This window comes from Proteus sp. PR00208, from assembly GCF_016238545.1.
Lineage (GTDB): Bacteria > Pseudomonadota > Gammaproteobacteria > Enterobacterales > Enterobacteriaceae > Proteus.
On the sequence record NZ_JAEHQE010000010.1, the window covers coordinates 33826 to 49813 of the forward strand.

General features: G+C 38.1%; 12 protein-coding genes. 6 read left to right on the plus strand and 6 right to left on the minus strand.

Annotated features, from left to right (window positions below; genetic code table 11):
* Positions 1-3 precede the first annotated feature (3 nt).
* The 6 genes from JEP36_RS08775 (at position 4) to JEP36_RS08800 (ending at position 8124) form a co-directional block, all read left to right on the plus strand.
* Positions 4-3705: a cellulose biosynthesis protein BcsC gene (locus JEP36_RS08775; protein ID WP_198630091.1), complete on the plus strand. Its 3702-nt coding sequence runs from the start codon at positions 4-6 to the stop codon at positions 3703-3705.
* Between the two features lie 15 nt (positions 3706-3720).
* On the plus strand, positions 3721-4191 hold the full coding sequence (gene bcsD, locus JEP36_RS08780; RefSeq protein ID WP_198630092.1) for a cellulose biosynthesis protein BcsD: 471 nt from the start codon (positions 3721-3723) through the stop codon (positions 4189-4191).
* A gap of 39 nt (positions 4192-4230) precedes the next feature.
* Positions 4231-5142 (plus strand): sensor domain-containing diguanylate cyclase, encoded by a 912-nt coding sequence (locus JEP36_RS08785; RefSeq protein WP_196533622.1) that lies wholly within the window; start codon positions 4231-4233, stop codon positions 5140-5142.
* Positions 5143-5327: 185 nt separating this feature from the next.
* A complete protein-coding gene (galU, locus tag JEP36_RS08790; protein ID WP_232805436.1) occupies positions 5328-6287 on the plus strand; it encodes a UTP--glucose-1-phosphate uridylyltransferase GalU in 960 nt (319 codons plus the stop codon).
* Between the two features lie 73 nt (positions 6288-6360).
* The gene (locus tag JEP36_RS08795; protein WP_196533624.1) at positions 6361-7386 is read left to right on the plus strand and encodes a glycosyl hydrolase family 8; all 1026 of its coding nucleotides are present in this window, start codon (positions 6361-6363) and stop codon (positions 7384-7386) included.
* 309 nt (positions 7387-7695) lie between these two features.
* Positions 7696-8124, plus strand: a complete 429-nt coding sequence (locus JEP36_RS08800; RefSeq protein WP_196533626.1) for a TOBE domain-containing protein — start codon at positions 7696-7698, stop codon at positions 8122-8124.
* Positions 8125-8243: 119 nt separating this feature from the next.
* Here JEP36_RS08800 and JEP36_RS08805 read toward each other — a convergent pair whose 3' ends face one another.
* The 6 genes from JEP36_RS08805 to fdxH all read right to left on the minus strand — a co-directional run bounded on the left by JEP36_RS08805 (position 8244) and on the right by fdxH (position 15988).
* Positions 8244-9893 (minus strand): LTA synthase family protein, encoded by a 1650-nt coding sequence (locus JEP36_RS08805; protein ID WP_198630093.1) that lies wholly within the window; start codon positions 9891-9893, stop codon positions 8244-8246.
* A gap of 110 nt (positions 9894-10003) precedes the next feature.
* Positions 10004-11866 carry a selenocysteine-specific translation elongation factor gene (gene selB, locus JEP36_RS08810; protein WP_198630094.1) on the minus strand — a complete coding sequence of 621 codons (1863 nt, stop codon included), beginning with the start codon at positions 11864-11866 and terminating at the stop codon, positions 10004-10006.
* Positions 11867-11868: 2 nt separating this feature from the next.
* Positions 11869-13254, minus strand: coding sequence for an L-seryl-tRNA(Sec) selenium transferase (gene selA / locus JEP36_RS08815; RefSeq protein ID WP_198620281.1), 1386 nt, complete (start codon positions 13252-13254; stop codon positions 11869-11871).
* 15 nt (positions 13255-13269) lie between these two features.
* Positions 13270-14190: a formate dehydrogenase accessory protein FdhE gene (gene fdhE, locus JEP36_RS08820; protein ID WP_109373342.1), complete on the minus strand. Its 921-nt coding sequence runs from the start codon at positions 14188-14190 to the stop codon at positions 13270-13272.
* A gap of 206 nt (positions 14191-14396) precedes the next feature.
* Positions 14397-15053 (minus strand): formate dehydrogenase cytochrome b556 subunit, encoded by a 657-nt coding sequence (gene fdoI / locus JEP36_RS08825; RefSeq protein WP_109373343.1) that lies wholly within the window; start codon positions 15051-15053, stop codon positions 14397-14399.
* A complete protein-coding gene (fdxH, locus tag JEP36_RS08830; protein ID WP_023583348.1) occupies positions 15050-15988 on the minus strand; it encodes a formate dehydrogenase subunit beta in 939 nt (312 codons plus the stop codon). The genes fdoI and fdxH overlap by 4 nt, the downstream gene beginning before the upstream one ends.

Here is a 15988-nt window from a genome sequence, read left to right on the forward strand (position 1 = left end):
AAGATGAAAAATCACGCACTTAATATCATCGTTAAAGTCATCTATGCAGGTTGTATTCTAGGGGCATCAAGCCAAGTACAAGCAACCGCAGTTGAGGCAAATACAACAGCAACTGATCCAAATATTGTCAGTTCTCTTATTGAGCAAGCTAATTATTGGCACGGTAGAGCACACGATGAACGTGCAGTAGAAGCACTGCAAAAAGTACTGATTATGGAAAGCAATAATCAGGACGCGCTGTATTTAATGGCATTCTTTACTGCGCAACAAGGTAATGAAAAACAAGCAACATATTGGCGAGAAAAACTTGCGCAAATTGCACCGCAAGATCCACGAATTGAAGGATTAAAAAATATCCGATCATCACAATTTAGTGAACAACAATTAGGATATGCCAGAGAGTTAGCGAAAAAAGGGCAACATGAAGAAGCAATAAAAGCGTATCAACGTTTATTTGTTAGTAGTGAGCCACCTGAAACACTAGCGTTAGAATATTATCAAACCATGGCGGGTGTACCCGCAATGTTGCCTCAAGCTATTACGGGATTAAAGCAACGTGCTGCATTAATGCCTGATAATAAAGAAACGCAAAAAGCATTAGGATTAACGCTAACTTATAACGAAGAGACTCGCCGTGAAGGTATAACTATTTTAGGTAATATCTCGGGTGATGAATCAGCCAAAAAAGGTATGCGTCAAGCACTGTTATGGCTGAATGTTCGTCCTGATGATGAAGTGTTATATAAGACTTATTTGCAAGCAAACCCGAACGATAAAGCGGTTGCAGAGCATTTCCAAGGTGCTATTCAAGGTAATGCTCGCCAAGCAGGTTATACCGCATTAAATAAAGGTAAATTGAAAGAAGCCGAAGGTTATTTCAAACAAGCTTTAGCGGCAGATAACAATGATGCGCAAGCCTTAGCGGGGTTAGGTTATATCGCATTACGCTCAGGTGATTTAACCACAGGTCAGCGTTTATTAAACCAAGCTGCACAATCAGGTGGAGAACAAGGCAGCAAATGGAAGCAACAAGCGGAAGATGCGGGTTTTTATGCGCAATTACGCAGTGCACAACAACGCGCTAAACAAGGGAATATTCAACAAGCTCTCGATCAATTAGCCCCATTAACGGGTGCTTCAGGTGAAAAAGGGTTGTCTGCCAACTTATTACAAGCTGACTTATTACGTAAGCAAGGTAATTTACCCGCGGCTCACCAATTGCTGTCAGGGCTTTATCAGCAAAATAGCCATAATGAGAAAGTGATTTCTGCTTATTACTATTTATTAGTTCAGGAAGGGCAGAATACAAAAGCAGAACAATTATTGGCTCAACAATCAGCTTCTTTGCGTCAAAAACTTACTGCAAATACAGATCCTTCTGAGAAATTACGCCGTGACGCGCAAAAAGCGTTAGAAAATGGTAATCGTGTTCAAGCAAGACAATTGCTTTTACAAGCTCAGCGTAAAAACCCGCAAAATAACTGGGTTTACCTCGATTTAGCGCGCTTAATGGCCGCTGATGGTGACAGTGCTGGCGCAAAAAATATTATCTCACAGCTACAAAACCGTAGAACAAGAGATTCTGATTATGTGGCATCGCTGTTTTATGTTGAGCAAAAAGAGTGGGATAAAGTTTTTAACTTACTAAGTAGCCATAATCAACAAACTGAAGCTGAAAAAGAGTTATTACAGCGTGCTCGTTTTCATCGTCAACTTGCGCAAGCTGACCATTATCGTCAGGCAGGAAACCTTGTTGCAATGCGTAATATTTTACGTCCATTAATTAATCAAGTGGCTGATTATCCAAATGATGTGGGTGAATTGGCTGAAAAATTAGTTAATAGTGGATTAAATGATGAAGCGTTGAAATTGGTTGAAAGTGATATTGCAAAAGGCACTAAAGGTTCAGTAGGTAACTACGCTGGTCATATCAACGTTCTCAATGAGTTAGGTCATTATACACAGGCATCTAGCTTGATTAATGATCCTGCTTTACAACAAGAAACACCGATTGTTGAGAAGAAACGTTTAGAAGTTGCCACTAAAGTTGCGCAAGCAGATAGCCTACGTGAAAAAGGCGAAATTAAAGCAGCTTACGACACGTTAGTGGTTGCTTTAAAAACATCACCGAATGATCCCTATTTATTAATGGCATTAAGTCGTGTTTATTTAGCGCAATCAATGCCTGAACAATCAAACAAAATTCTTTCTTATTTAGAAAAAGAGCAAGGAAAAGATAGCAAATTAATTCAAGCTCAAATCGAAGTGGCATTAGCACAAAAAGATGGAAGAAAAGCACAACAATTATTGCAGCAAATTCCTTCATCTTCACAACCCGCTTATTTATTACAAGCTGCGCAAATTGCGCAATTAAATGGTGAGAATCGCAAAGCATTAACGTTACTGCGTAGTGCGCAATGGCAAAACAGTGATAGCACATTAAAAACCTCTGCGGGTCAATTAAACGCATTAGGAGGAAGTGATAATCCTGTTATTGCGGGTTCTATCTATGAACGTAAAGAGATGGCATCGGTTCAACGTTCTATTCGTGAACTTGAAGAAAAAGTTTCACCTTGGGTACAAGGTGGTGTTTCTGTTCGTCATCGTAATGGTGATAAAGGGTTATCTAACATCACTGAAATTTCAGCGCCAATCAGTATTTCGAGTGTGCCTGGAGAAGAGTTCCGTTGGGAATTTAGTGTTAACCCTGTTTCGATGACAAGTGGTTCGGTTTCAGGCGAAAGAGCTAACCGCTTTGGTTCTGGTCAGCTTCAACATGCTGAACGCTTTGCTAAAAATAGCGATAACCATGATGAGAAAAACAAAATTAATGCCGATGAAGCCGGTAGTCAACGTGCTTCTGGTGTTGAATTAGGACTGCGTTTATCGGACAAGGATGTCAGTTTTGATGTGGGCTCAACACCATTAGGTAAAGATACGGCAACGGTTGTCGGTGGTATCACATATTCACCTCAAATTAGCCAAAATGGGCAATTAACACTGACAGCAGAGCGCAGAGCCATAAAAGATAGTCTACTTTCTTATATGGGGCGTACTGATCCAATGACAGGCGAAAGTTGGGGCCGTGTAACACGTAACGGCGCTAAAGTTCAATATGCTTGGGATGATGGAAAAATTGGGGCTTATGCTGGTGGTGGTTTCTATAACTACGAAGGTAAAAGTGTTGCGAGTAATGATGAAGTGAAAGCGTGGATTGGCTCTTATGCTAAGTTCTATAAAGATGATCAACAAGAAGTAAAAGCAGGTGTGCATGTTGATTATATGAACTTCAGAAATAACCAAAACTACTTCTCATTAGGACACGGTGGTTACTTTAGTCCACAAGATTATGTGTCTGTTTCATTACCTGTTGCTTATACCCGTCGTTTTGAAAAAGGTGAAGTCTCATTAAATGGTGCTATAGGGATACAAAGTTACAAACAAAAAGGCAGTGATTATTTCCCAACGCATGGTTATATGCAAAATGCATTAAATAAACAGAATGCGAGCGATCCTCGTATTAAATCTCAGTACGAAGAACAAGACGAAACGAATATTACTTATAGATTAGGTTTAGACGCGAAATATTATTTAAACAAAGAAACCGAGTTAGGTGTCAGCTTATCGCATGATACATCGGGTGATTATGCTGAAGATAATATGTGGTTACACTTAAAATATACCCCAGACTTCCTGTCTAAATAATTAAGGAGACAAATAATGAATAAGCATGACAGTGATATCTTACAATTACCTTTTGAAAGTGGCTGGCAAGATCTAACTCAATTATTATTTTTTCAAATTTTAAATGACAATGATATTTCTACTGCTGGAAATAAATTAAGGAATATAGGTAAAGATATTGCCTTACGTTATCCTTTACCTGAAAGCGAAAATATTCAATTACTTGAATCACATATTAATCGCGTATTAACACTATTTAAATGGGGGTTTGTCACTATATCTCCTGCAATGAGCGAACTTTTACTGGTTCATTGTGCATGGCCTCATTTTACGCAAAGTCAAGATGATGCTCAGTGGCGTGTTGCAAGTGCGGGTGTTTTAGAAGGGGTATATGAAGGTTGGTTAACGAATCAAGGTGGTAATGCCAAAATGCAAGTGCATCGCCAACCTACTGATGCAAAAGATGTCTTTATTTTCCGCTATGCGCATAACTCATCAGCCGAATAATAATATATATGCTTTATTGATGAGCATAGGAGGTCAAAAATGAATGAAATGATATTTAATGATGATAATTCTAAATGCTTATTAATAAAGCAATTTACTAATAATGTTTTCATGATGTTAGTAACAGATATTAATGGCATTATTATTTATGCAAATGAAAAATATTGTGAATTCAATAATGTTCACTTTGAAAATATAAAAGGTAAAAAATATAGCTTATTTAACTTAATTGACGAGAATCAAATCAATTGTTGTGTAAATGGTAATAATGATAATAAAGGAGTATATCGATTAGAAGCCAAAAGAAATAACGATACTCAACAAGATATATGGGAAGATATTAGTATTATTCCTGTATTTGATGAAAGTAATTTAATTTCTCATTATGTATTTATTAGCTTGGATATTACTGATAAGGTAGAGCTAAGAAATGAATTATTTAATAAAAGCTATATTGATTCATTAACTGGAATATCTAATCGACTAAGTATTGTCGAAAAAATTGAAAATGAACGATTAAATGTTTTACAGCCTTCTTCATTTTGCCTTGGTATTATAGATTGCGATAAATTCAAATCTATTAATGATCAATTCGGGCATCATGCAGGCGATAAGGTATTGTGTGAAATATCTAAACGGTTGTCACAATTAGAAAATAATGAAGTCTATTGTGGGCGACTTGGTGGCGATGAGTTTGCTGTGCTTTTCCCTAAAGGATTACGTTCTTGTTCTGTGATTTTGCTAGAAATAATAGAATCACTTTGGAAATCAATGGAAAAGCCCATCAATATTAATTCGGATTTTATGTTAACTCCTTCAATTAGTTTAGGTATTGCTGAATATCCTAAAGATGGAAAAACATTATCTGAATTATTAAAATCTGCAGATGAAACACTTTATTCTATAAAAGAAATGGGTGGTAATAAATATGGGTTTTATTCCGGATTTTAAATAAAAGGTTTTAAATAGAAAGTTTTTTTTAGTAAAGATATATTAAAAATAACGTTATCTCTTTTTAACGAAGAGGGGGGTAACTGTTTTTTAAATATATCTAGCATTCCTGATGAAATATAAGAGTAAATTTAAAATAATACTAAATATTAGTTTTAGATAAATATCTATTAGAGGATTTTATTATGATGAAAGCGGTTATCCCTGTTGCTGGATTAGGTACTCGTATGTTACCTGCAACGAAATCAATTCCTAAAGAAATGCTGCCTATTGTTGATCGCCCTTTAATTCAATATATTGTTGAAGAGTGTGCTCAGGCAGGTGTTGAGGAAATTATTTTAGTTACTCACTCTTCTAAAAATTCAATTGCAGATCACTTTGATACCAGTTTTGAATTAGAAAATATGCTGGAACAGCGTATTAAAAATAAATTATTAGAAGAAGTGCGTTCAATTTGTCCTAACAGTGTCAAGATTGTCCAAATTCGCCAAGGCCATGCTTTAGGTTTAGGTCATGCAATTTGTTGTGCACGCCCAGTTATTGGCAATAATCCATTTATTGTTTTACTGCCTGATGTTTTATTAAATTCACATTATTGTGATCCTCAACATGATAATTTATCAGCAATGATAAAACGTTTTGAAAAAACAGAACGTAGCCAAATTATGGTTGAACCTGTGCCAATGAGCCAAGTGCAACAATATGGTGTTGTAGATTGTGAAGGTGTTTTCTGCCCTCAAGGTAATTGGGCGCCTATTCGTCGTATTGTGGAAAAACCAAATCCTGAAGATGCACCTTCTAACCTTTCTGTTGTTGGACGTTATGTTTTCTCTGAAGCTATCTGGGAATTATTAGATGGTCTACCTGCTGGTGTTGGTGGTGAAATTCAATTAACAGATGCGATTGATTTATTATTGAAAAAAGAAGTCGCTGAAGCATATACCTTAGTGGGTAAATCACATGACTGTGGTAATAAGCTAGGATATATGAAAGCCTTTGTTGAGTATGGCCTCCATAATTCTGTGTTAAAAGAAGAATTTTCTTCTTGGATGCGGGACTTTTGTGAAAAAACATTGTTACCCAGAACAGAAGTCATAGAAGAAGATGAAGTAAGTGAAGCACAAAAGATAGTTGCTATCTTTTGAGTTTATATTGAAATAATGTGCAATATGCCGACCGAGATAAGATGGCGGTCGGCAATAGCAGGAGAGAAAGGCAATGTCTTTTTGGCACTTATCTCGTTGTCATTATCTATTTTCTACCTTTTTTTTAGGTTTGTTGCTTATGGTTTCTCCCTCAATACAGGCAGCAGATACTCAAGTAGGATGGCAACAGTTTAAAGAGCGCTATATTCAGGATGATGGGCGAGTTATAGACAGCGCTAACAAAAATATTTCACACTCTGAAGGTCAAGGCTATGGCATGTTAATGGCTGTGATGAGTGATGATCATGAAACATTTAATAAGTTATGGCACTGGACAGCTGCTTCTCTTTATCGTGGCGATTTAGGCTTATTTAAATGGCGTTATGAACCCGAAAATAGTGAACATACTCCTGATCCTAATAATGCAACAGATGGTGATATCTTAATTGCGTGGGCATTATTAAAAGCTGGTGAGAAATGGAATGATGAAAGTTATCTTTCAGCTTCTGATTCTATTCAACACGCTATTTTGGAACATACTTTAGTTAAGACAAAAAATTATACTGTACTTTTACCCGGTATTAATGGCTTCAAAACGCCAGAAGAAATTATTATTAACCCATCCTATTTTATTTTCCCTGCATGGAAAGATTTTTACCGCACGAGCAAAGATGTTCGTTGGAAAGAGTTAATTAATGATAGCCAGTCTTTACTTAGAAATATGCGGTTTGGTGAATATCAATTACCAACAGATTGGGTAAGTTTGTTTCCAGATGGAAAGATAGAGCCTAGTGAAAAATGGCCTGCACGATTTAGCTTTGATGCAATACGTATTCCGCTCTATTTGGCTTGGGCACACGATGAATTAGCGTTACAACCTTTTGTGCAATATTGGCAGCAATTTGATCGTTATAAGACGCCTGCTTGGGTAAGTATTGATGCTCAAGAGCGCGCTGAATATAACCTTACTCCTGGTATGATGGCAGTGAGAGATTTAACAATGAAAACACCTATTGAAGATGTCGATTTAAGTAAAGATACAGATTATTACTCTTCGGCTTTACACTTATTAGCGGCATTTGCTCAGAATGGGCAATAAGTATATTTAGTTAATTTGAATGATAGATAGCTTAAATTCCTTTTAATACAGAGAGGCATTAAGTTATCTATTTTTTATATCGATAGTGCTAAAAAAATAAAATTCTAAATTATTTATACTTATTCGACTTTAATAAGTTAATTGTAATTCGCTATCTCTATTTGTTTATAACGTTATGTTATTTAAATAATAAATAAACTTTAATCTATGATCTAAGAATAATTTATTTAATGATATTTATGCTAAAGTTATCCCAATAACTTGATAATGTTATTAATATAATTTTTCATCAACAATAGAGGTGGATAAATGAAAGTTTCAGCACGCAATCAGTTAGTCGGTAAAGTTGTTGATATTATTGATGGTGCCGTCAATAGTGAAGTGATTTTATCTTTAGCACACGGTGAGAAACTGGCTACAATCATCACCAAAGAAAGTTGTGAAAGCTTAAATATTAAAAAAGATGGCGAAGCTATTGCGATTATTAAAGCGCCGTGGGTTGTATTAGCACTGCCTGATTGCGGTTTAAATTTCTCTGCACGTAACCAATTTGCAGGAAAAGTGACTCAAATCGTACAGGGTGCGGTGAACTCAACTGTTCATTTAGAAACGGCGAAAGGTTTAGAACTGACTGCGGTTATCACCAATGAAAGCTTACAAGAGATGAAATTGGCAAAAGGCAGTGATGTTTTAGCGTTAGTGAAAGCATCCAGTGTGATTGTAGCAACACGCAAATAATCGAGACGCTATTCTCTTAAAATATAAAAAGAGGCTAAATATTTAGCCTCTTTCTTTTTGATATTACTTATCTTTTTAGATTTATAATCCCGATCACCTTTTATGCAAGGTTACTAAAATTATTTATCAGTATCACCAGCGACTTTTAGTTTGTCGTAGATATAATTTTTATAACTGTTAACTAATTTCTCGTCTTCACAGTCATTTAATTTGCCTTCACATAAATGGCGCATTTGAATGTTTGCTTTGTAGAAAGGGGATAATGGCAAACGAGCACGCTCTAAGATCATGCCACCTAAGAAGCTAATATCAGTTAACTCACCCGTTGTTATTGGCGCACCTTGCGATAGATTATCTCTTAAGGTGAACTGAGTAATATACGCAGGGTTATTAAAAGGTGATTGATAATTTTTTAGCTCAATATTGGGTTGGTGATCACCAAAATAGAGGAACATCGTCGGTTTTTCTCTTTGTGCAACAAAATTAGAGAAATCTTTAATTGCTGGATCACTGGTGATGATCTTTTCCATATAGTGGCTAAATTTACCCGGTGCATTACTGCTTTCTGTATGACCTGTAATTTGGTACATATCTCTGTGTGATTCATCATAAGGACCATGTTCATACATGGTTAATGAGAATATAAACAGTGGCTTGTCAGTACGTTTTTTCAATACCTCTTCAACGTAACCTAGCATATCTACCGTCGATATTTTCCAGAGATTTTCTTCTAATATTCCAGGGTAGCCAAGCTCTTGAGGTTGAATGATTTCATCAATTCCCATTTTTTCATAAGCGTAACCTGCATGGTAAGCACTACGATTAAACGGAGTGAGTAAAACCGTGTAATAACCTTCTGCTTTGAGTTGGCGGAATAAACTCTCATTAAGATTATCGACAACAAAATAGAATACAGAGTTTTTACGCGCACCAAAGTCATCCGTATTTAACCCTGTTAATACTGAAAATTCAGAAAGCCAAGTACCACCACCAAAGGTTTGTACACGTAAAGGGCTTTGTGCACTGACATTTTCATCTTTTTGAAACATAAATAAATCAGGCAGTGCAACATCTTTATCAAATTGATAAATATGAGGATTAACCGTCGACTCTTGTAATAAAACGACAATATCAGGTTTTATGTCAGTTTGCGTTTCTGGCAATAAGGTTTTATTCGCTTGTTCAAGGAAATAATCTGCATTTTCCTTGAAATAAGGAGGGTGATAAGCCGTTTGGTAACCAGACATGATTAAATTAGTGACAGTACCTCGTCCTCCTGGAAGTGTGCCTTCCCATTCAGCTTGCCATTTTTCTACGGTGAAATGGATAGTAGTAAACCCAATAACCATTAAGAGTAAGCTACTTATACGCAAGACTGGGCGTGATTTTTTGGAAAAATGCCACGCAATAGACATATTGATAATCAGCCATATTAGCATTGCAACCAATGCAACGCCGGCTTCCCAATAATGGCCTAATGTCCCTAAATTAGAGCTATCAAAAGCCAAATCAAAATCAGAGAACATTAATGTTTCTTTGTAATAATGAACTTTGAGTTGATTAATAAACTTAGTTATCAGGAAAAGTGTGCCGGTGGTAATAACCGAAAATAAGACACGAGCTGATAAAAGAAAACAAAGAGAAAAAAGAATAAAATAAGCACCTACGGAAAGAAGTGCAGTATAAACAAACGTTGCTTTCTCAAAAACAATAAAGAGTGAGGCAATAAGAATAAGTGCAAGATAAGCACATCCTAATATTTTTTTCATATCTCTTCCGAGTATAGCGATAAATAATCAAGGGGATATTTTACAAATATTGTAGGCGATAACCTTAAATAGGCTAAATAATTTTACTTAGCCTAAGTTAACATTTGGATTTAGAATAATCCTTTGTCTCGTAAAATATGAAGATCTTTTTTGCGGCGAGTAAATCCAGTGCGGTCAAAATACTCTAAGATTTGTACTGCTAATTTACGCCCAACAGATAACTCATCACGGAAGTCCGCGGCGGTGACACTGCCATTACTTTCATTATATTTCACAATGATAGAGGCAAATTTTTCTATTGATTGGTGTGTATAGTAGCGGTCAGCAATAATTGGAATAATTAAACCTAATTGTGCTGCTTTACGTAATAATGAGCGGATCACTTTCTCATCACTTTTCATTTCATTTGCTAGATCACGTACCCACCAAGGTTCAGATTGCTCAAAATAGACTTTAGCATTTTGCCATAGTGCATCTTGTTCTGGAGAAAAAGCAAGACCATGAGTTGGAAGATGAAGCCAACCCCGACTTTGGCTAATAGCACCTTCTTTACGTAACTGATCAATTAAGTAATAGACCAATTCATCATGGTAAGTAGGTAGTGCCATCCGTTTTAAACGAGAACGACCCACACCCATTTGATCATTATGTTGTTGATGATATTCCTCAAGTGTATCGAGTAATTTCTGTTTTGCGTTATCAGCATTCTCTTTGGAAAGAATAACGCCAGCAACGCTCACTAGGTCAAAGGTTTCTAATAACTGAGTCAGCGCACTTTCAGTTAATTGTTGAGCCCAAGAAAACTGACTTAGAGAGAGTTCACCTTTTGGTAAACATAACGCTAAATTGGCACTGACGCTGTCTGCATTATCAAGTTGGTGTAACCAAGTTAAGAATTCAGCTTGTCGTTTGCCTCTACGTGGCGAGTGTAAAGATAAGACTTTCGCTGCGGCTAAGGTGCGTTGAGCACTGATATCACGCAAGATAAGTCTGTCGTTATCCACCAGCCAAAGGGGTTCATCTAGAATAAGCTCCGCTAACTGTGGTGTTTCATTAGCATCATTTAAAAGAGCAACACGACCCGTAATATGACGTGTACCGTGGTGAATATGTACAGGCTGCCAATGCTTTAAAGGTTCATCCGCAATTAAACTGACTAATATTTTATAAGATTGATAATTAGGCGCTTGAGAAAGCAACCAGTCACCACGAGAGACGTTTTCTTTACTGACATCACCTGTGATGTTTATTGCAATACGATGACCTGCACCCGCACGTTCTACGGGCTGATTTTGTGCATGTAAGGCTCTTATTCTTACTGGTTTATCTGCACCCGTTAGCCAAAAGGTATCGCCAACAGAAATTTGTCCCGCAAGCGCAGTTCCTGTGACAACTAATCCCGCGCCTTTAATGCTAAACACACGGTCTATTGCTAAACGAAAACGCTTATGCCATTGAGGGTGTTGTTGTTCTTGCTGATGCAGATCAACAAGATAGTGGCGAAGCTCTGAAATTCCCTCCCCTGATGGGGCTGAGGTGGTAAAAATTTGAGGATCGTACCAACCTAAATTAGCTAACATCTCGGTTGTTTGTGAGCGAACTTCTTCTATTCGTTCTGGGGTAACACGATCTGCTTTGGTGAGAATAACGGTAACTTGAGGACAGCCAGCAAGACGTAAAATAGAAATATGTTCGATGGTTTGTGCCATAACGCCATCGTCACAAGCCACAATTAATAGCGCATGAGAGATCCCTCCAACGCCAGCAAGCATATTTGAAAGGAATTTCTCATGACCGGGAACATCCACAAAACCAATTGAAGTTCCATCGTCTTGACGCCAATAGGCATAACCTAAATCAATGGTCATGCCTCGTTTTTTCTCTTCAGGTAAATGGGTAGTATCTACCCCAGTAATTGCCTGTATAAGTGTGGTTTTTCCGTGGTCTACGTGACCTGCCGTCGCAAAAATCATAGTTAAAGTGCCTGTATTAATGCATTTTCATCCTCAAGACAGCGCAGATCAAGCCACAGGCGACCATCAGTAATTCGACCAATAATCGGCTTTTCTAAATTACGCCAATGCGCGGCTAACGCATCTAACTGGCTACCTTTTCCATTTTTGGCTTCAAAGGTAAGTGCTGCACTCGGTAAGCTTTCAATAGGTAACGAACCACTGCCTATTTGAGAAGCACATGAGGATATCGTGATATGGTAATTATCCCCATAATATGCCTGAAAATGAGGCAATAACCGTTGCGCCATGTCATTAATTTCTGTTTGTGTCCGAGTTAACAAACGTAATGTTGGAATTTCAACAGCCATTTTTTCAGGTTGCTGATAAAGGCGTAATGTGGCGCCTAAAGCAGCTAATGTCATTTTATCAACGCGTAATGCACGCTTTAAAGGATGGCGTTGAATAGCCTCAATCCATACTTTTTTACCTAAGATTATCCCCGCTTGTGGGCCACCTAATAATTTATCACCCGAGAAGGTAACAAGGTCGATACCTTGTTGTAGATAATCTTGAGGCATTGGCTCTGAAGGTAAGCCTAATGCGGCTAAATTAGTCATTGAGCCACTGCCTAAATCGATAGCAGTCGGTAAGTTCATTTCTTTACCAAGTGCGGCAAGTTCATCGCCATGCACTTCGGCGGTAAAGCCTTGAATACAATAGTTGCTAGTATGAACTTTCATTAGCAAACCAGTATTCTCATTAATGGCGTTACGATAATCTTTAAGGTGAGTACGGTTTGTTGTTCCCACTTCTTTGAGTGTACAGCCTGCTTGTGTCATCACATCAGGGATACGAAAAGCACCGCCAATCTCAACTAATTCACCACGAGAAACAACAACCTCTTTATTGGGTGCAACAGTTGCGAGCATCAGTAAAACGGCAGCAGCGTTGTTATTAACGATACAGGCATCTTCTGCCCCCGTTAACTCACATAACAAATCAGCGATAGCACGATCACGGTGTCCTCTTGATGCGCCATCAAGAGAATACTCTAAGGTTGCTGGTGAGCGCATAACTTGGCTAACTGCTTCAATGGCGGATTCTGCCATTAATGCACGCCCTAGATTAGTGTGTAAAACGGTACCTGTTAAATTGAAAACAGGTTTAATCGAGGATTTTCGTTGTAATGTAATGCGATTTTTTAATTCATCCACCCAATGGTTATGCCATTGTGGTAACTCATTTTCTTGACGAATAATGATACGCGCTTCTTCTTGTAACTTTCGTAAATGCTCTGCAATAAATGTCTGACCATAAGAAGCCACTAGGGCTTGAATGTCGGCTTGGTGCAGTAACTTATCAATAGACGGTAGTTGGCTGTAAAGTGAGCGCATATCATTTGTCATGCTAATACCTAATTATTATTCATTTGGGAACAGGAATGGATTAATGCTACTACGAGCAAAGCCTTCTTCTTCCATTTTTGCATCAAGAACAATAGACGCTAAATCGTCAGCGATAGCATCCACATTGGCATCTTTTTCTTGATATAAAATTTTCAGATAGCTTCCACAATCACCACAGCTTTCTGCTTTTACAGGCGCATTTTCGCTGTCTAAAGACCAGTAATTTAATTTACCTGTTAATTCGCAGTTGGTGCATTTAATGCGTACAACATGCCACTGCGTTTCACATAAATTACAGTGTAAATAGCGTAAACCTTGTGTTGTGCCGATTTGTACCATGCTTGCCACAGGCATACTGTTACAAACTGGGCAGAATTGACGATTTTCACCGTATTCTGTTTTAGCCTTACCAGGAATATTCGCCGCTAATTGTGCCCAGTAAAGAGACAAGGCTGCCCAAATAAAGACAGACTTATCTGCTGAGACTTTTGAATATTCATCATTGAGTAACGCAGTTGCCATTTCTTCTAATTCAGTTTCAGAAGCTTTAGAGAGATTTTCTAAAGTGATAGTAGCACTTTCAGGCACAACTGGACGTAATTCAGCAATAATCGAGGCTAATAAAGCATGCCAATGTTTACTGCGTTTAAATGTTTTTCTATCTAAAGGCGCTACACCGACTTGCTGTGTAAGGAGTGGGGCAAGATCGACGACTAATGGATTGTCATGAAGTGCTTTTTCTTGAGCCTTGACAATTTCTGCCGCAAATTCAAGGTAATCTGCGAAAGGATTATCTTTTGCTAGTGTTTGAAAACGTTCAGCACGACGTTGATAAAGGTTTTTCAGATTAGGGAATAATACGGGTGGAATAAAACTAATTCCTTTTTCTGATTGCTCTTTACCTAATTGCTCTTTAGGAACGATGCGAATACTCATAACGTTCTATCTTCCTATTATCATAAATTTTATAGTGAATACCCACAGGGTTTGGCTTCAGAATAAATCAAATGCAAACACGAAGCCATGACAGTGGGTAATAATAGCGTGATTTTATTGTTTTTTACGTCTTAAAAACGGGCGTAAATTGAATAAAAAACGGAGGCTAACAAGCCTCCGTTTGTTCAGAAATACACTTTAGGGCATTATTTCTGTGACTGCTTTTCGGCTTCTTTTTTCTCTTCTTCGAGAATTTCACGATACCAACGAGGGTGATGCTTTTTAGCCCAACCACGAGTTACCCAGCCTTCAATCATGCTACGAATTGAACCTTTCACCCAGAACGCCGCATAAGCATGAACAAATACGGTGATTATCAGTAAGATTGCTGATAATGAGTGAACTAATAAGGCGATTCGAATCACTGGGATCGAGAAATATTCTGCAAAATAAGGGCGCCAAATGATAATGCCACTGACAGTCAGTAAGATAAGGCTGATACTTAACATCCAGTAAATACCTTTCTGACCAAGGTTGTAGTGACCAATATCGCCAGCTTCTTCATTTTGCAGTACTTTATGAATATTTTTAGCCCAGACTAAGTCATCTTTATCAATAAAGTTATACTTCAAGTATCTGAAGAACATAAAGAGAAAGAGAATGGCCATTGCACTACCCACAAATGGGTGTAACAGACGCGACAGTTCTGGTGTACCTAAAATATTCATGAACCAGTTCAGAGATGGGAAGAAGAAACCCAATCCGCTGATTGCTGTGAACAGAAAGACAATCACAACGACCCAGTGGTTTATACGCTCTGATGCGGTATGGCGAAGAATTTTATCACCTTTCTTCTTCATCATTTCTGCTCCTCCTTATTCACAGAGGTCTGTGTTTTAGAAGATGCTTCCATCTCTTTGAGCGCTTCTTCTTCATCTTCTTCAGTTGTGCGGTTTGGACCGACACCTAAATAATGGAAAATAGCACCCGCGAAGGTTGCGGCAAAACCAACAGCGGCTAATGGTTTCCAGATACCTTTCCAGAATTTAACGGTTGAGCTAATTTCTGGGTTTTCTGGTAAACCATGATACAGATTTGGTTTGTCAGCATGATGGAGAACATACATGACGTGCGTACCACCCACGCCTTGTGGATCGTAAAGACCCGCGTTGTCGTAACCACGAGTTTGCAGTTCTGCAACTCGCTCACCTGCAAGATTGATCATGGCTTCTTTCGAACCAAAATGAATCGCGCCTGTTGGGCAAGTTTTCACACATGCAGGCTCTTGACCGACTTCTACACGGTCAACACATAACGTACATTTGTAAGCACGGTTATCTTCTTCATTAATGCGAGGCACATTGAAAGGACAACCAGCGATACAATAACCACAACCAATGCAGTGTTCTGATTGGAAATCAACAATACCATTAGCGTATTGAATGATAGCACCTTCTGCTGGGCATGCTTTTAAACAGCCCGGATCAGCACAGTGCATACAACCGTCTTTACGAATCAACCATTCCAGTTTGCCGTTCTCTTCAACTTCAGAGAAGCGCATCACTGTCCATGATTTCGCCGTTAGGTCAGTTGGGTTATCGTAAACACCAACGTTAGTGCCAATTTTATCGCGAATATCGTTCCATTCAGAACAAGCAACCTGACAGGCTTTACAGCCAATACAGGTTGTTACGTCGATAAGTTTTGCCACTTCTTCCTTGTAATCCCGCACCTGTGGCGCGGGAGTAAGGGAATTGGTGGCAGAGCGACGAATAATGTCTTGGGATTGCAGTGACAT

What these genes read in the sequence shown, in the direction of transcription:
- JEP36_RS08805 (WP_198630093.1), bottom strand. Translation starts at nt 9,893, where the DNA reads ATGAAAAAAATATTAGGATGTGCTTATCTTGCACTTATTCTTATTGCC.
- galU (WP_232805436.1), top strand. Translation starts at nt 5,328, where the DNA reads ATGATGAAAGCGGTTATCCCTGTTGCTGGATTAGGTACTCGTATGTTA.
- selB (WP_198630094.1), bottom strand. Translation starts at nt 11,866, where the DNA reads ATGATTTTTGCGACGGCAGGTCACGTAGACCACGGAAAAACCACACTT.
- fdhE (WP_109373342.1), bottom strand. Translation starts at nt 14,190, where the DNA reads ATGAGTATTCGCATCGTTCCTAAAGAGCAATTAGGTAAAGAGCAATCA.
- JEP36_RS08775 (WP_198630091.1), top strand. Translation starts at nt 4, where the DNA reads ATGAAAAATCACGCACTTAATATCATCGTTAAAGTCATCTATGCAGGT.
- bcsD (WP_198630092.1), top strand. Translation starts at nt 3,721, where the DNA reads ATGAATAAGCATGACAGTGATATCTTACAATTACCTTTTGAAAGTGGC.
- JEP36_RS08800 (WP_196533626.1), top strand. Translation starts at nt 7,696, where the DNA reads ATGAAAGTTTCAGCACGCAATCAGTTAGTCGGTAAAGTTGTTGATATT.
- fdxH (WP_023583348.1), bottom strand. Translation starts at nt 15,988, where the DNA reads ATGTCACTGCAATCCCAAGACATTATTCGTCGCTCTGCCACCAATTCC.
- fdoI (WP_109373343.1), bottom strand. Translation starts at nt 15,053, where the DNA reads ATGATGAAGAAGAAAGGTGATAAAATTCTTCGCCATACCGCATCAGAG.
- JEP36_RS08785 (WP_196533622.1), top strand. Translation starts at nt 4,231, where the DNA reads ATGAATGAAATGATATTTAATGATGATAATTCTAAATGCTTATTAATA.
- selA (WP_198620281.1), bottom strand. Translation starts at nt 13,254, where the DNA reads ATGACAAATGATATGCGCTCACTTTACAGCCAACTACCGTCTATTGAT.
- JEP36_RS08795 (WP_196533624.1), top strand. Translation starts at nt 6,361, where the DNA reads ATGTCTTTTTGGCACTTATCTCGTTGTCATTATCTATTTTCTACCTTT.